Here is a 15,578-nt window from a genome sequence, read left to right as displayed (position 1 = left end):
CGCCTTGCCCCGGGACGAGCGGGATCAGTAGCTGTAGTTGCGGTTGGCGTATGCGTCGCGGGCGGCGTCGCATTGCGACATCTGCGCCTTGGACATGCCCGAGGTGCCGTTCATCTGGCACTGGTCGGCCACCGATTTGGCTTCATCCAGATGCTGGCGGAAATACGCGTAGTCCTTCTTGCCTGCCAAGGCGTCGCAACCCGACAAGGAGAGCATGGGCGCAGCGGCAACGCACAACAACGCGAGGGAATGTGTCAAAGAGATCTTCATACGGCGTGTTCCTGTTTTTTGAGTGATAGCCGCGGCCGGCAAGAGGCAATTCTTTCGTACGCACCGCAGTCCCCTTCCCGAGCCTGATCAGATGCAAAGCAATTGCCACGCGTTAGTATAGTAAGTTCGGGAACATTGCTCAATGGAAATCTGGCAAGTAATGGGCACGTAATGGGCAAGTCCGCGAAGATTGAATCGGTAAAACCTTGCATGTAAAAAACGCGGCTGTCGGGCCGCGTTTTTGTTTCGACAACTTTATGCGCCGCGCTTCCTCAGCAAGGCATACAAAATGATCGCACCGAACGTGGCGGTGCCGATGCCGCCCAGCGCAAAGCCGCCCAGCTTCAGCGTGAAGTCGCCCGCACCCAGCACCAGCGTGACCGCTGCCACGATCAGGTTGGTGTTGTTGGAGAAGTCGACCTTGTTCTCAACCCAGATGCGCGCGCCCGACACGGTGATCAGGCCGAACACCACGATCGACACGCCACCCAGCACTGCGCCCGGAATCGTCAGGATCACCGCGCCGAACTTCGGCGAGAAGCCCAGCACGATCGCGATCACCGCCGCCACCACAAACACCAGCGTCGAATAGATCTTGGTGACCGCCATCACGCCGATGTTCTCGGCGTAGGTCGTCACGCCGGTGCCGCCGACGCTGCCCGACAGGATGGTCGCCAGGCCGTCGCCGATGAAAGCGCGTCCCATGTACTTGTCGAGGTTCTGGCCGGTCATGGCGCTGACCGCCTTGATGTGGCCGAGATTTTCCGCGACCAGGATGATGGCGACCGGCGCCAGCAGCGCCATGGCTTCGGCCTTGAACACCGGCGCCGCGAAACTCGGGACGCCAAACCACGCTGCATTGGCGACCGCGCTGAAATCGATGGGCTTGCCGAGACCGGCGCCGTTGGTCAGGATGGCGTAGATCACATACGCCAGCAGCAGGCCGATCAGGATCAGCAAGCGCTGCATCATGCCGCGCGTGAACACCGCCACCAGGCCCACGCACAACACCGTGCCCAGCGCCATCCAGGCGTCGAAGTTGTTGCCGGTCACGCCCTTGACCGCGATCGGCGCGAGATTCAGGCCGATCACCGCAACCACCGAACCGGTCACTACCGGCGGCATCAGGGTTTCGATCCAGCGCGTACCGACGATGCCGACCAGGAAACCGATGAGCGTATAGACCACGCCGCAGGCGACGATGCCGCCGAGCGCAACGCCGAGGTTGGCGTTCGGACCTTGTCCGGCATAGCCGGTGACGGCGATCACCAGACCGATGAAGGCGAAGCTGGAACCGAGATAGCTCGGTACGCGGCCGCCCACCAGCAGGAAGAACAGCAAGGTGCCGATGCCCGACATCAGAATCGCCAGGTTAGGATCGAAGCCCATCAGCAGCGGCGCCAGCACGGTGGAACCGAACATCGCCACCACGTGCTGCACCCCCATGGCGACCGTCTGCGGCATCGGCAGGCGTTCATCGGCTGCGATAACCTGTCCTTGTCCATCCGACGTGCCGCTGCGCACACGCCATTGTGGGAAATATGAACCCGCCATGAATTTCCTTCCGAGTGTTAGGTTGTTATATGGCGCGCCGGGCCGGAAGCCTCGATGCGCCTTGTTGTTGAATGACCGCTAGTGTATTGAGGCAAGGTGCAAATGACAATTGCTCCAGGGCCTGAATCCATCGAAAAACGCAAAAAAAATGCGCTGCCGCGCCGGCTTGCGTTGTCGCGGTGCAGAATTCCCCGCCGTGGACCGGTGCTGCCCCAATTTGGCCGCGCCGGCGTTGAAAGTTTTTCAGCAACCGCCCGACCATGCATCACGCGATGCCGCCGGGAAAATGTAATAATCAAGCCCCGCTTCACCACTCACACGCTCAAACGGAGACAACAATGATTCTGGAACTTGCCGACATCCGCATCCAACCAGGCAAACAGGCTGAATTCGACGAAGCCATCCAGCGCGGCATCGCGCAAACCATCGCCAAGGCCAAGGGCTATCTCGGCCACCAGGTGCAAAAGGGCATCGAAGCGCCGGAACGCTACCTGCTGATGGTGCAATGGGCGACACTGGAAAACCATACCGTCGACTTCCGCGAATCGCCTGCCTTCACCGAATGGCGCGGCATCGTCGGCCCGTTCTTCGCCGGTGCGCCGAATGTCGAACACTTTGCGCTGCTGAGCGGCTCGAAGTAAAACCCGGTCAACATGTCATCGGCATGTCATTGCGGCAGACGATCCTGCCGCAATGAACAAGGACCGGCAACGCTATGCCGCTTGCCTGCCCCGACTGATTGACGGCACCTCCCCATCGATACACCCGGACCACGCGCATGAAGATTCTTACCCGCCTCGCCGCCTTGTCGGCAGTCGCCCTCGCGGCCGGCTGCGGCGAACCGCCGGACGATACGCACTTGCAGGAAAAAGTGATTTCCGGGTTTTACCAGCAGCATCTGAAGACCCACAGTCCCGGCATCCCGAGCGCGGACGAACTGAAACAGTTGCAGCCGTTCGTCTCGCAGGCGCTGTTCAAGCTGCTGAGCCAGGCGTCCGAAACCGAGATCAAATACCACGCCGCCTCTACCGATCCGCTGCCGCCGCTGGTGGACGGAGACTTGTTCACCTCGCTGTTCGAAGGTGCAACGGCATACCAGGTCGAGAGCTGCGAAAGCGAAGACGCGCACGCCTCTTGCCAGGTGAAATTCACCTACAAGAGCGGCAACGGCGGCGATGAAGAGAAGTGGAAGGACAAGCTGATGCTGGTCAGGGAAGACAAGCAATGGCGCATCGACGACATCGAATTCCTCGGCAGCGACCAGTCGTCGCAGCGCGAATATCTCACCGACACCCTCAGCAGCATCATCAGCGAATTCAACTGACGACGGTTTTTCGTCTCTTCCGCCGGCGCATTAAGAAATGCGCCGGCGCGTCCGATAACATCCCTGCAAACAGCTGCCACGTACACGCAAAGTCCGATGTTTGATTTATCATGCTTGTGCATTTCCCTGAGGAAAAAACAGGGAAGCATGACAACATGACAATACAATATTGGCTTTGCCGGGCGGGCCATCACCCGCGCCGCCGTCGCCCGACGGCGACGGACCGCATCGCCGGGGAGAGGAAGATCGTGAAGCAATTCCGCACAATGATGATACTGGCGGTCGTCCTGGCGATGACCGCCTGCAGCGCCAGCCGCGAGCAGGAGGCCAGGGATCTGGTCAACAGTTTCTACCAGACCCACCAGTCGAATCGCCCAGTCGGCGCGCTGTCGCTCAAGGAACTGATCACCTTCCGCCAATTCCTGTCGGTGCCGCTATTCGATCTGCTCAAGGATGTCTCGGTCGCTGAAGAAGCACATCTGGCCCAGACCGACAACCAGACCCCGCCGCTGGTCGACGGCGACCTGTTCACCACTCATCCGAAAGGCGCTTCGACGTATCGCCTGCTGAGCTGTGAAATCAGCCAGAGCAGCGCCGACAGCAGCGGCGTCTGCACGGTCGAACTGATCTACAGCGACGCCAAGCTGCAGGCGCCGTTCAAATCGACTGACCGCGTCATCCTCACGCGCGACACACGCGGCTGGGTCATCGACAACATCGAATACGGCGGCGGAGGCAGCAGCAACGCCGCCGTACATACCGGCAACCTGCAAAAGACGCTGCAAGACATCCTCAACAAGAACGAACGGCGCATCGTCCAGTAAGCGCTCCAAGGGTGGATGGCCGACGCCATCGGTTAAAATCGCGGAAAGTCTTGCCGGCCTGCCGGTCCGCCGTGCTGCCCTCCCTTGAACCGTCACTGTACTGTCCCGATGTCCAATCACACTTTCCTCTGGCACGACTACGAAACCTTCGGCGCCCAGGCGCGCCGCGATCGCCCCGCGCAATTCGCCGCCATCCGCACCGACGCCGACCTCAACGAAATCGGCGATCCGATCATGATCTACTGCAAGCCGGCGCCGGACTTCGTGCCCGATCCGCAGTCCTGCCTGATTACCGGCATCACGCCGCAAATCTGCCTGGAGCGCGGCATTCCCGAATACCAGTTCGCGGCGCAGATCGAGCAGGCCATGTCCGAACCGGGCACCATCGGCGTCGGCTACAACACCATCCGCTTCGACGACGAAATCACGCGCTTCATGTTCTGGCGCAACCTGATCGATCCCTATGCGCGCGAATGGCAAAACGGTTGCGGCCGCTGGGACTTGCTCGACGTCGTGCGCACCACGTACGCCTTGCGCCCTGAAGGCATCGCATGGCCGAAGAAGGAAGACGGCGTCACGCCCAGCTTCAAGCTGGAACACCTGAGCAAGGCCAACGGCCTGCTGCACGAAGCGGCGCACGACGCGCTGTCCGACGTGCGGGCGACGATCGCCTTCGCCCGCCTGATCCGGGACCGGCAGCCGCGCCTGTTCGACTTCTGCCTGGCCCTCCACAAGAAGGATCGCGTCGCCGCCGAACTCGGCCTGCCGCTGGCCAAACCGTTCCTGCACGTGTCCGGCATGTTTCCCGCCGCGCAGGGCTGCCTGGCCGTGATGTGGCCGCTCGGCACGCATCCGACCAACAAGAACGAAGTGATCGCCTGGGACCTCAGCCGCGATCCGCGCGAACTTGCCGGTCTCGATGCCGACACGATCCGCACCCGCATGTTCAGCAAGACCGACGAACTGCCGGAAGGCGTCACGCGCCTGCCGGTCAAGACCATCCATCTGAACAAGTCGCCGATGGTGATCGCCAGCCTGAAAACGCTGACGGCGCAGCGCGCGGCCGAATTCAATCTCGACATCGACGCGGCCTTGCAGAACGCAGCGGCGGCAGCCGAACTGCCTGAAATGAACGCGATCTGGGCCAAGGTATTCCAGCGCCCGAAGGAAGCCCCGCACGATGTCGACGAAGATCTGTACGGCGGCTTCGTCGGCAACAACGACCGTCGCCAGCTTACGCAATTGCGCGCCTTGACGCCGCTGCAGCTCGCGCAGGCCAACGTCAGTTTCGACGATGTCCGGCTGGAGGAATTGCTGTTCCGCTACCGCGCGCGCAACTTCCCCGAAACCCTGGCCCCCGAAGAAACCCAGCGCTGGGAAGAGCATCGCGCCGCACGCCTGTTCGAAGGCCAGGGCGGCGCCCGTACGCTGGACGGCCTGTTCGAGGAAATCGACCAGTTGTCGGAATCGGTTGACGAGCGCGGCGAGGAAATTCTCGGCGCGCTGTATGACTATGCCGAAATGATTGCGCCTGAACGGAGCTGAACTTGCCGCTCAGGCCGGCATGAGTTGTGCGGCGCCGGTGCTCGCTCCACTGGTGCAGACGCGATCCCTTCCCGTCGATTTGGCCAGGTACAATGCCTTGTCGGCCTGGCCGATGAGTGACTCCGCGACGTCGTCTTCACTCACTGGATCGAGGACCGCGACACCCGCGCTGACGGTGACGATTCCATTGGGATTACCCTGGTGCGGCAGCTGCAACGCACGTATGCGCGCCAGCGTTTCTTCCGCAATGGCCACCGCATTGCCGCCATCGCAATCGGGCAACATCAGCACCAGCTCCTCCCCGCCGTAGCGCGCCGCCAGATCGCCCTCGCGCTTCTGTCCCTGCCGGATTGCCTGCGACAGCTTGCGCAGGCATTCGTCGCCGGCGAGATGGCCGTAGGTATCGTTGTAGCGCTTGAAAAAATCGACATCCAGCATGATCAGCGCAAGCGGCTTGCCCTCCCGCGCACAACGCCGCAAAGCGCGCACCATCTCCTCATCGAAACAGCGGCGATTGCCCAGCCCGGTCAGGCCGTCTTGCGTGGCAAGGTTCTGCAGAGTCCGATTCAGGAATTCCACATGCTCGCGCGCATGGTTGGCTGCGTTCTCGGCCTCCACCCGCAATTCGATCTGCCTGATCAGACGCCCGCCCAGCCAGACGAGCAGCGACAGCAGCACGATCAGTCCGCTCACGTGCAACAGCACATCCGACCGCCAGCTCGCCAGCACTTCCTGCTCGGACAGCGCCGCCGCGACAAACAGAGGATAGCGATCAAGATGGCGATAACTGTTGATCCGGATGACGCCGTCCTGCGAAGAACGGATGCGCGCGCTCCCGCTCGCGTTGATGGCGGCATGGTCGCGAAATATCGCGGCCTGCGCCAGGCTCTTGCCGATCGAATCGTTCCGCAAGGGCCGGCGCACCAGTAGCGTACCCTCATTGCCGGCAAGGATCACGGCGCCGCCCTCGCCGATGTCGAAGTTCTCGTAAAACTTGCTGAAATAGGCGAGCCGGATCGCCGCCATGACCACCCCGTCGAAGCTGCCGTCGGCGCCATTGAGACGGCGTGAAATGGTGACGACCCATTCGCCGTTGGCGCGGCTCTGCACCGGCATGCTGATATGCGGCGACAGGTCTTCATGCTGGCGGTGATAGAGATAATATTCGCGGTCGCGACTGTTGACATGCCCCGCCTGGTATTGACGTGAATTGAGCAGCCACTTGCCGTCCTTGTCGATGACGAACAAGCCGTGCAGCTGCGGCAATTCCACCGTCTGCTGCGCCAGGAATACTTCCAGCTCGCGCAGCGACGCCGGCTTGCGTTCATCGTGCCGGAGCCGTTCGGCAAGGAAGATCAGGGTGGTGTCGGCTTGCTTGAATGTGTCGTCGGCATGTCGCGCCAGCGCGAGCGCAATGTTGTGGCTGGTAGCCCCTGCCTCTTGGAGTTGCTGCTTGCGTGCGCGCCAGTCGGTGACGACGGCCAGAACGACGAGCAGCGCGCATGCCAGGACTACCAAGGCCTTGGCGAGGAAGATGACGTGGATTTGTTTTCTGTGAGGCATCGGGGGTTCACGTAGGGACAAGGGAGCAGCATCTTCATGCTAAAGAAAACACCTGCCTCCAGCACATGACCTGCGTCAAAAATCACATACCGAGCATCTTTTTACAACACAGTTGCGCCTCTGCATTCTTGCCACTCATCAACACGACTGCGGAGGAGATGGCGGCGAACGAAAAAGCGGCAGCAAGGCATTTCCATCATGCCTCGCTGCCGCTTTTTCTTGGTGGGACGTCCGGTTATTGCGCCTGATCCCGCGCACCGGCAGTGCGCCCCTGGCCGACGCCGACGAATGCGAGATTGGAAGTATCGGTCTTGAACACCTGGTCGATCAGCTCCATGCACTCCTTGGCGGCGGACAGATAATCCTGCTCGCCGGGGAAACCGTTGGACAGATTGGCCAGCTTGCGCGCACGCTGCACCGACTCCAGCGCATCGTCGCGCGTCAGGTAATTTTTTCGCACCAGGATCGCGAGGATGTCGAGGGTCACTGCGTAATTGGCAATGCAATAGCTCAGTGAAATTTCATTGTTATGGCCGCTCATCGTAAGCTCCTTCAGTGTTTGCAGGGTATGGAAGAAGCTTACGGGAGCGATGTTGTTAAAGGTATCAGGGAATTCCCGATATTGCCGACCCGTCCGCGCCCGGCTCGCCCCCCGCTTCCCGCACCACGGCGTGCACGAAACGCAGCTTCTCCAGCACCGGCGTCGACAGCGTGAACGGATAGGAATCCGGCATGCCGATGCTGCGATTGAGGCTGTTGAGCACATACGTCAAGGCAAACCATTCACGCGCCAGCGCGTCGAAACTGTCCTCCTCCACCGGCGATGCGTCGATCACCAGCTGCTGTTCGCCGCGATGCTGCGGACGCAATTGCACGCCGCAGGAATAGGCAGTTTCCAGCGTGTCGAACATGTGCAGATAGTGCGCCCAGGTTTCGGCCCAGTCTTCCCACGGGTGGCTGCTGGCGTAGACGCTGACGAAATTTTGCTCCCATCCCGGCGCCGGGCCGTTGTCGTAATGCCGCTGCAGGCTCTGCCCGTAATCGGCGGTCTCATCGCCGAACAGCGCACGGAAAGCATCCAGCCGCGCGGTGCCGGCGATCAGGCGGTCGAAATAGTAATGCCCGCTCTCATGGCGAAAATGACCGAGCAGCGTGCGGTACGGCTCGGCCATCTGCTCGCGCATCTTTTCGCGGTAGGCCGGATCGGCTTCGGCGATGTTGATGGTGATGACGCCGTCGGCATGACCGGTCATGACTCTTTCATGCGGCATGTCCTGCAGAAATTCGAAGGACAGCCCGTTGTCGGCATCGTCCGGTTTCGGCGGCGGTTGCAGGCGCATGGTCCAGAGCGAATGCAGCAGGCGGCGCTTGGCGACTTCCAGCCGCTGCCACAGGATGCGATTGCCGGCGTCGTCGAGCGAAGGAATGACGGCGGTCAGGCGGCATGATGCGCACAGCGCGTGCGCGTCCTGGTCGTCGAGCATCCAGTTGCAGACTTTTTCCTGCGCATAGTTGCGGCATTGCCGGAACAGCTTGCCGGCATTGAGAGGATTGACGCTGCGCCAGCGTGCGGGAGTTGACGATTCGATCGCGGCATCAGCGGGCAGATCCGCCGGTGCATCCACAGGTGCATCCGCCTGCACTTCGGCCTGATCGGCCGGCGTGAAACTGCTCATGATCTGGTGCTCGGGCTGATAGCCCAGCATCCAGCCGCAATGATTGCAGACGGTGTTTTCAAAAAAAACCTGCTTGCTGCAATTGTCGCAGTGGAATGTCTTCAAGGCGCGGGGGCTCCGATAACAATGTCTTCAGGCTGCGCGGCCTGCATTTGCGTGCGCGTCAGCCGCACCGGGATCGACTTGGCGGCAGGCACCTTGCTGTCCTTGGCATGATGCGCCAGCGGAATCAGCGGATTGAGCTCAGGGAAGTAACCCATGATACACCCCGCCGGAATGTCGAATGCGTGTACGCGCAGATCGTCAACGCTGCGCGCGATGCCGTCCTGCGACACGGTCGAAGCGGTCACCAGATCACCTTCTTTCAGCCCCAGTCGTCCGATGTCGGCGACATTCATCAGCAACACATGACGCGTACCGTGCACGCCGCGGAAGCGATCGTCGAGGCCGTACACCGTGGTGTTGAACTGGCTGTCGCCGCGCGTGGTCATCAGCCGCAGCACGCCGGGACCATCGGCCGGCATGTCGGGATCTTCGTCCAGGCTGTCAGGCGTGATGAAGTTGGCCTTGCCGTTTCCGGTTTTCCATTTGCGCTCGCGCGCCGCCAACGGCCGCGCGAAACCGCCGGGCGTCCACATGCGCTCGTTGAAGTCGTGGAAGATCTCCGGATAGGTTTCGGCAATCGCGTCCCGGATGCGCGAGTAGTCGGCAGTCCAGGCGTTCCAATTGACGCGTGGATTGGGAATCAGGATGCGCTTGGCGATCTCGGCGACGATGGCGACTTCCGACAGCAGATGCTCCGACGCCGGTTTCACCATGCCGCGCGAACCGTGCATGCAGCCGGTGCTGTCCTCCACCGACACGGCTTGCGCGCCGCCGGCCTGCTGGTCGATCTCGATGCGGCCGAGGCACGGCAGCAGATAAGACCGGCGGCCATGGATGACCGAGCTGCGGTTAAGCCGCGTCACCACCTGCACCGTCAGCGGAATCTTGCGCCATGCCGGCTCCATGCGGCTGTGGTCGGGAATGGCACGCACGAAATTTCCGCCCAGCATGAAGAAGGCCGAGATTTTTTCCTTCAGAATTTCTTCACAGGCTTCGACGGTATTGAGGCCTTTCTTTTCGGGCACGTCGAAGCAGTATTGTTCTTTCAGTTTTTCTCTCGGCACCATCTCCGGTTTTTCGGTGATGCCGACGGTGCGCTGGCCCTGCACATTGGAATGGCCGCGGATCGGGCAAATGCCCGCGCCCGGCCGGCCGATGTTACCGCGCAGCAGGAGCAGGTTGGTCAGCATGTGGATGGTGCGCACCGCTTCACGATGCTGGGTCACGCCCATGCCGTACATCAGCATGGCCGAACGGGCGTTGGCGTAAGTCTGCGCGGCCTGCTCCAGCTCGGCGCGCGATACGCCGGCACGGCGTTCGATGTCGTTCCAGTCGGCGCGGCGCGCAGCGGCGGCAAACTCCTCGAAGCCGGCCGTATGGTCGGCGATGAAGCCGGCGTCGAGCAGGCGCGGCTGGCGCGTTTCGCGAGCGACATCGTCGGCCTCGATCAGCCACTTTGCCATGCCCATCACTGCGGCGCTGTCGCCGCCGATCTTGATCTGCACATACTGCGAACTGATGGCGGTGCGCGCCGGGGTCAGCATTTCCAGCGGCGATTGCGGATTGACGAAGCTGACCAGGCCGCGCTCGCGCAGCGGGTTGAAGGTAATCACCGGCACGCCGCGCTTGCGCACCTCTTCCAGCGAATGCAGCATGCGCGGTGCATTGGTGCCGGTATTGTGGCCGAAGAACAGCAGGCAATCGGTCGCGGCGAAGTCGTCCAGCGTGACCGTGCCGACCGCCACACCGATAGTCTTCGGCAAGGCCACCGACGTCGATTCGTGGCACATGTTGGAGCTGTCCGGCAGGTTGTTGTTGCCATACATACGCGCCATCAGCTGGTACATGTACGAGGTCTCGAGCGAAGCCCGGCCGGAGGCGTAAAACACCACCTTCTCGGCATCGGCGGCGCGCAACGCCGAGCCGATCTCGTCGAAGGCCTTGTCCCAGGAAATCGGAAGATATTTGTCGCTGGCATCGTCGTAACGCATCGGGTGCGTGACGCGCCCGGCGGCTTCGAGTTCAAGGTCGGACCAGCTTTCGAATTCCGTGACGGTATGGCGGGCGAAGAATTCCGGCGTGGCGCGCTTGTCGGTGATTTCCCAGGCGGTCGCCTTGGCGCCGTTCTCGCAGAATTCAAACACGTGCGGATCGGCCGGCTTGGCCCATGAACAACTGACGCAGGCGAAGCCGTCCGGCTTGTTCTGCTTCATCAGCACGCGGGTGCCGGAAGTCAGGACATGCTCCTGCCTCAGGATGGAGCCTAGCGCGCGCACCGAACCCCAGCCGCCGGCGGCGTGGGTATATTCGGAAAAAGTGGCCTCTTCGGGAATGTCTTTGGTTTTCATGCGCAACTCCGTACCGACACGGCCCGATGAGCAAAGCCGCTGCGAGCCAAAGCTCAATCTTCCGCCAGCGGCAAGGATTTGAATGTAGGCGTGGAGCCGATTTACGTGCAGCGCCTGTCCTACAACGCAACACAAACGCAACACAGCGCGGCGACGACTGTAGTGTCTGCCCGGGGCCGGATTTCATTTCTAGTCCGGCAACTTGCCGAGATCGATCGGTTCGGCCGTGGACTTGCCGTTATGGCGCGCGCGAAATCCTGCGGAAAAACTGTAAGCGGCCTTGCGGATGCGCATGATGGAACCGATCGGCCGATGTGCCGAGATACCGTGCCATGGACTGAACGACATGCCGTCGTCGATTGCCCGCGAACGCGCTTCGCTCCAAGCCGCCTGGCGCGGCACACGGATGCGCGCAACCGTGACATAAGGACTTGCCTCTTCCGGCCACACCACCGAGGCATCTTCAATCGGCATGCGTTCGAGGTCGGTGCAGAGCTGGACGCGCAGCTCCCATTCCGCATCATTGGCGGCGAAGAACTCGCACACGGCTTCCCGCAAGCCGTCCGGCTTGCCGCGCAATTCGACCTGCGCACCGGCCAGCGCCGTCAGGTTGGCCGATACCGGCGCCACCGAAACCTTGGACATGAAAGGTCCCCACAGCAAGGGCGCCTGGCTGTAGTAGGTTTCCCCGAGAACGTGGTTAGGCGGATGACCGCCCATGGCCATCAAGGTGCTGCTGTGCTTGCCGGCCGATTCGAGCATTTCTTCGGCGCCGCGCAGCAGCAACGACAAGGCCTGTTTGAGTTTGGGCGCCTTGTCGGTGGTCTTGGCCAGCAGTTTCAGCGTGCCGAGGAATTTCCTCGCGCTGGCGACGGCGAAAGCGGGCCCGTTAACCAGTACAAAATCCTGGGTCACGTCGGCCTCCGAGTCCGGCAGGCGCGCCCCCGACACCCCCACCAGTTTGATCGCCATGCCGCGCGGCGTCGACACCTTGTCGTCGAGCATGTCGCCCGGCGTGGTCGACAGCCGCATGACCAGCGGATAAACACCGGGACGGGCGAACACGCCCTGCGCCAGGTTCGCCGGCAGCCCTCCGAGCACCTCCAGTTCGCCGCGCAGCAACCCGTGGCTCTTGGCGTGTACGCTGCGCATGGCATGGCCGGAATGCTTGAAGGTGGTCTCGGAGATCTCCTTGAGCGCAGCGATCAGGCCCGCTTCCACCTCCTTCTCGTCGGGCTCGACGAGTTCGTACGCCGGGTCGTAAAAAATCGGCGCGGCGAGATTGCTATCGTCTGGTTTCATGGGCCTGTCCTCCGGTAACGGCTGGTGAGCGAACTACGGCTTGGAGCGCATGCGGCTCCCTCTAGCGTCCGTATTAGCGCACGCCACCCGTCGCCCCACCGCCGACGCCTACGCCGACTGATGCGCCGCCACTGCCGCCGTTGCCATTGCCGCCGTTGCCATTGACATTGCCGCCGCCATTGACTCCCACGCCGGCATTCACACCGCCATTTGCACCGCCGCTACCGTTACCGCTACCCGAACGCGTACCGGAATTGGCGCCGCCATTCACGCCACCCTTGATGCCGGCGTTGCCGCTGCCGTTGATGCCGGCGCCGCTACGCGTGGACGAGTTGCCTGACTGCGTGCCGCCCGAGACACCGCCATTGCCGGAGACGCCGACTCCGCCCGAAGTGGATCCGGATGCGCCGGAACCCGAGGTCATGCCGCTTGCTCCGGCACCTGCCCCGACGCCGCCAGCGGCGCCCGTGGAAGCTTGTGCGTAGGCGCCGCCGCCCAGCGATGCTGCGACCAGAAGGGTCAGGATTCGGATTGAGGTTTTTTTCGTGCTCTTTTTCATGCTCTTTTTCATGTTATCTCCTTACGTAAAACATCGATGAATGAAGAACCACCACGCCCACGTGCAAGTGAAGACAAACGACGCCTACCCCCTGCGTCCATGGGTTCTGCCGCTGTTGTTCAGGCTACGCCCGCCACGTCAGCAGGTCAGTCGGACAAGCGGCAAATCCATGTCGGCGCATTCTGGATTCGGGGATCGGCGCAGCGCCACAGGACTTGTCGGCGCAGATATCAGGCCTTCTCCTACAAGCGAAGGCGGGCTTTTCCTCTAGCCGGTACGGCCTTGCCGGCGCAACACTTCGGGTTCAACATCCCGCAGTCCCTTTTGCACAGCGGTGGCTGGCATAATGGCCCGCACTCCTGCACGACAGATCGACGTCACCACGAACATAAGAAGAGCAAGCAATGACAGAAATCCCGACCGCCACCGCAGCTTCACCCGGACCCCGCCGGTCGCTGCCAGTGCTCCTCCTCCGCATCGTTCTATGGATGTTCGCCGGCCTGGCCCTGCTCTGCGCCGCGCTGTTGATCGCCGTCGCCACGGTGGACTGGAACGTCGCGCGGCCCTGGGTCAGCCGCAAGGTGGTCGAGCTGACCGGACGCGAGTTCGCCATCGGCGGCAACCTGAAGGTCGGCTACACGCTGGGCCTGCCGACCGAACCTGGCTGGCGGCGCTACGTGCCGCGCCTGCGCATCACCGGCGACAATGTCCGCTTCGGCAATCCATCCTGGGCCAGCACCGGGCCAAATCTCGCCACGGCGCGGCGCGTCAGTGTGGCGCTGCATCCCTTTCCGCTGCTGGAACATCGCGTGGTGCTGAGCGACCTGGTCATGGATACGCCGATGCTGGCGCTGGAACGCGATGCACAGGGCCGCCGCTCGTGGCGGCTGCGCGACCCCGACCGGCCATCGCCGTGGCGCCTGGAAGTGCTGCACAGCAGCTTCAGCAACGGCGACCTGGTGTATGTCAACCGGCTGCTCGACCTCGACCTCAAGGCCAAGGTAACTTCACTGGATGACGCCAATGCCAATAAGCCCGCCGGCGGCCAGCGCTTCGGCCTGCAGTTCAATGCCACCGGCACCTATCGCAAGGCATCGGTGGACGGCAGCGGCAAGGCCGGCGGCTTGCTGGCTTTCACGGCGGAACATTCGGCATTCCCGATCCAGGCGCAAGCGCTGATCGGCAAGAACAAGGCCGGCATCGACGGCATCATCAACGACCCGCGCGCACCTGCGGGGCTCGACCTGCAACTGACCCTCAGCGGCGACAGCATGAGCGACCTGTATCCGGTCACGGGCGTGCTGCTGCCACAGACGCCCGCGTACGAAACGCGCGGCCGCCTGCTCGGCAAGAAGAACGACGGCATCTGGCTCTGGACGTATGAAAAATTCACCGGACGCGTCGGCGAAAGCGACCTGGCCGGCACCGCCGAATACCTGCCGCGCCAGCCGAACCTGCCGCGGCCGCTGCTGCGCGGCACGATCACCGCGCAGCAACTGCGGCTGGCCGATCTCGGTCCCTCCGTAGGCGCCGATGCAAAGTCGAAAAAATCCGGGCGCGGCAAGCTGTTGCCGGACACGCCCTTCCGCGCCGAGCACTGGGCCGCGCTTGACGCCGACGTCGCCTTCAAGGGCAAGAAAATCGTCAGCACCTTCGCCGCGCTGCAGGACGTGGATACCGTCATCCGCATGCAGGACCGCGTGCTGAGCCTGGCGCCGCTCAACTTCGGGCTGGCCGGCGGCAAGGTCACCACCAACATTTCACTGGACGGCCGGAGTCAGCCGATCGCCGCGCAGATCAAGCTGGCCGCGCGCCAGGTGAAGGTGCGCGAGCTGTTCCCGAAACTAAAGTCGATGGAAGCCAGTTTCGGCGAGATCAACGGCGACGCCGCGCTGACCGGTCACGGCAATTCCATCGCGGCCATGTTGGGAACCTCGAACGGCGAAGTCGGCGCGGTGGTCAGCGAAGGCGCAGTCAGCAAGTTCATCCTGGAAGCGGCCGGCCTGAATATCGCCAACGCCGTTTTCGCCAAAGTGTTCGGCGACAAGCCGGTGCACCTCAACTGCATGGTCGGCGACATGGTCGTCAACAACGGCCGCGCCGAAGTGCGCCGATTCATGCTCGACACGGACGACACGCGCGTCGACATCACCGGCGGTGTCGACCTGAGCCGGGAACAGCTGGACCTGGACGTGCGCCCCCGCAGCAAGGGCCTGCGGATTTTTTCACTGCGCACGCCGCTGTATGCCAAGGGGACGTTCGCGCAGCCCGACATCGGTCCGTACAAGGGTCCGTTGGCGCTGAAGGCCGCTGCGGCCGGTACGCTGGCCTTGCTGGCGCCGGCCGCGGCGGTGCTGCCGCTGGTCAGCATGGGCGACAAGCGCGACAACGCCGACGACTGCGCCCTGGCGATGGCGAAGACCGCACGGACACGCGCCCAGCCGCAGTCCGAACCGACGGCTGCACCGGCCAGACCGGTCACGCAAGGCGACATGAAAAAGCCGTAAC

At 62.6% G+C, this 15,578-nt stretch carries 13 protein-coding genes; 5 read left to right on the top strand and 8 right to left on the bottom strand.

All coding sequences use genetic code 11. The annotated features are described in order from the left end of the window. Window positions 1-24 precede the first annotated feature (24 nt). Together F506_RS05630 and F506_RS05625 are read right to left on the bottom strand one after the other, a co-directional pair. Window positions 25-270, bottom strand: a complete 246-nt coding sequence (locus F506_RS05630) for an EexN family lipoprotein (protein WP_053195722.1) — start codon at window positions 268-270, stop codon at window positions 25-27. A 255-nt stretch (window positions 271-525) separates the two neighbouring features. Beyond that, on the bottom strand, window positions 526-1,824 hold the full coding sequence (locus F506_RS05625) for a solute carrier family 23 protein (protein ID WP_053195721.1): 1,299 nt from the start codon (window positions 1,822-1,824) through the stop codon (window positions 526-528). A gap of 338 nt (window positions 1,825-2,162) precedes the next feature. Between F506_RS05625 and F506_RS05620 the strand changes: the two genes are divergently transcribed. The 4 genes from F506_RS05620 (at window position 2,163) to sbcB (ending at window position 5,517) form a co-directional block, all read left to right on the top strand. Then, window positions 2,163-2,465 (top strand): antibiotic biosynthesis monooxygenase family protein, encoded by a 303-nt coding sequence (locus tag F506_RS05620; protein WP_053195720.1) that lies wholly within the window; start codon window positions 2,163-2,165, stop codon window positions 2,463-2,465. A 137-nt stretch (window positions 2,466-2,602) separates the two neighbouring features. Beyond that, window positions 2,603-3,148, top strand: a complete 546-nt coding sequence (locus F506_RS05615) for a DUF3828 domain-containing protein (protein ID WP_053195719.1) — start codon at window positions 2,603-2,605, stop codon at window positions 3,146-3,148. 248 nt (window positions 3,149-3,396) lie between these two features. Next, on the top strand, window positions 3,397-3,972 hold the full coding sequence (locus F506_RS05610; protein WP_053195718.1) for a hypothetical protein: 576 nt from the start codon (window positions 3,397-3,399) through the stop codon (window positions 3,970-3,972). A gap of 108 nt (window positions 3,973-4,080) precedes the next feature. Then, the gene (gene sbcB, locus F506_RS05605; protein ID WP_053195717.1) at window positions 4,081-5,517 is read left to right on the top strand and encodes an exodeoxyribonuclease I; all 1,437 of its coding nucleotides are present in this window, start codon (window positions 4,081-4,083) and stop codon (window positions 5,515-5,517) included. A gap of 9 nt (window positions 5,518-5,526) precedes the next feature. Here sbcB and F506_RS05600 read toward each other — a convergent pair whose 3' ends face one another. The 6 genes from F506_RS05600 to F506_RS23380 form a co-directional block, all read right to left on the bottom strand. After that, window positions 5,527-7,080 carry a sensor domain-containing diguanylate cyclase gene (locus F506_RS05600; protein WP_053195716.1) on the bottom strand — a complete coding sequence of 518 codons (1,554 nt, stop codon included), beginning with the start codon at window positions 7,078-7,080 and terminating at the stop codon, window positions 5,527-5,529. 235 nt (window positions 7,081-7,315) lie between these two features. Next, window positions 7,316-7,621, bottom strand: a complete 306-nt coding sequence (locus F506_RS05595; RefSeq protein WP_053195715.1) for a hypothetical protein — start codon at window positions 7,619-7,621, stop codon at window positions 7,316-7,318. A 64-nt stretch (window positions 7,622-7,685) separates the two neighbouring features. After that, window positions 7,686-8,861, bottom strand: a complete 1,176-nt coding sequence (locus F506_RS05590; protein WP_053195714.1) for a zinc-binding metallopeptidase family protein — start codon at window positions 8,859-8,861, stop codon at window positions 7,686-7,688. Next, a complete protein-coding gene (locus F506_RS05585) occupies window positions 8,858-11,209 on the bottom strand; it encodes an FdhF/YdeP family oxidoreductase (RefSeq protein WP_053195713.1) in 2,352 nt (783 codons plus the stop codon). Before F506_RS05585 ends, F506_RS05590 begins: the two co-directional genes overlap by 4 nt. A 189-nt stretch (window positions 11,210-11,398) precedes the next feature. Continuing rightward, window positions 11,399-12,511: a catalase family protein gene (locus tag F506_RS05580; protein WP_053195712.1), complete on the bottom strand. Its 1,113-nt coding sequence runs from the start codon at window positions 12,509-12,511 to the stop codon at window positions 11,399-11,401. Window positions 12,512-12,584: 73 nt separating this feature from the next. Continuing rightward, entirely contained in the window at window positions 12,585-13,082 is a 498-nt protein-coding gene (locus F506_RS23380) for a hypothetical protein (RefSeq protein ID WP_053195711.1), read from the bottom strand. 392 nt (window positions 13,083-13,474) lie between these two features. On the opposite strand from F506_RS23380, the gene F506_RS05570 reads away from it, so the two are divergent. After that, a complete protein-coding gene (locus tag F506_RS05570; protein WP_083457620.1) occupies window positions 13,475-15,577 on the top strand; it encodes an AsmA family protein in 2,103 nt (700 codons plus the stop codon). The last annotated feature ends 1 nt before the right edge of the window (window position 15,578 follow it).

This window comes from Herbaspirillum hiltneri N3, from assembly GCF_001267925.1.
In the GTDB taxonomy this organism is placed as follows: domain Bacteria; phylum Pseudomonadota; class Gammaproteobacteria; order Burkholderiales; family Burkholderiaceae_D; genus Herbaspirillum; species Herbaspirillum hiltneri.
The sequence above is the reverse complement of the archived record's forward strand: the minus strand, read 5'-3'. Positions and strand labels throughout refer to the sequence as shown.

What these genes read in the sequence shown, in the direction of transcription:
- F506_RS05630 (WP_053195722.1), bottom strand. Translation starts at nt 270, where the DNA reads ATGAAGATCTCTTTGACACATTCCCTCGCGTTGTTGTGCGTTGCCGCT.
- F506_RS05625 (WP_053195721.1), bottom strand. Translation starts at nt 1,824, where the DNA reads ATGGCGGGTTCATATTTCCCACAATGGCGTGTGCGCAGCGGCACGTCG.
- F506_RS05620 (WP_053195720.1), top strand. Translation starts at nt 2,163, where the DNA reads ATGATTCTGGAACTTGCCGACATCCGCATCCAACCAGGCAAACAGGCT.
- sbcB (WP_053195717.1), top strand. Translation starts at nt 4,081, where the DNA reads ATGTCCAATCACACTTTCCTCTGGCACGACTACGAAACCTTCGGCGCC.
- F506_RS05600 (WP_053195716.1), bottom strand. Translation starts at nt 7,080, where the DNA reads ATGCCTCACAGAAAACAAATCCACGTCATCTTCCTCGCCAAGGCCTTG.
- F506_RS05615 (WP_053195719.1), top strand. Translation starts at nt 2,603, where the DNA reads ATGAAGATTCTTACCCGCCTCGCCGCCTTGTCGGCAGTCGCCCTCGCG.
- F506_RS05585 (WP_053195713.1), bottom strand. Translation starts at nt 11,209, where the DNA reads ATGAAAACCAAAGACATTCCCGAAGAGGCCACTTTTTCCGAATATACC.
- F506_RS23380 (WP_053195711.1), bottom strand. Translation starts at nt 13,082, where the DNA reads ATGAAAAAGAGCATGAAAAAGAGCACGAAAAAAACCTCAATCCGAATC.
- F506_RS05570 (WP_083457620.1), top strand. Translation starts at nt 13,475, where the DNA reads ATGACAGAAATCCCGACCGCCACCGCAGCTTCACCCGGACCCCGCCGG.
- F506_RS05595 (WP_053195715.1), bottom strand. Translation starts at nt 7,621, where the DNA reads ATGAGCGGCCATAACAATGAAATTTCACTGAGCTATTGCATTGCCAAT.
- F506_RS05580 (WP_053195712.1), bottom strand. Translation starts at nt 12,511, where the DNA reads ATGAAACCAGACGATAGCAATCTCGCCGCGCCGATTTTTTACGACCCG.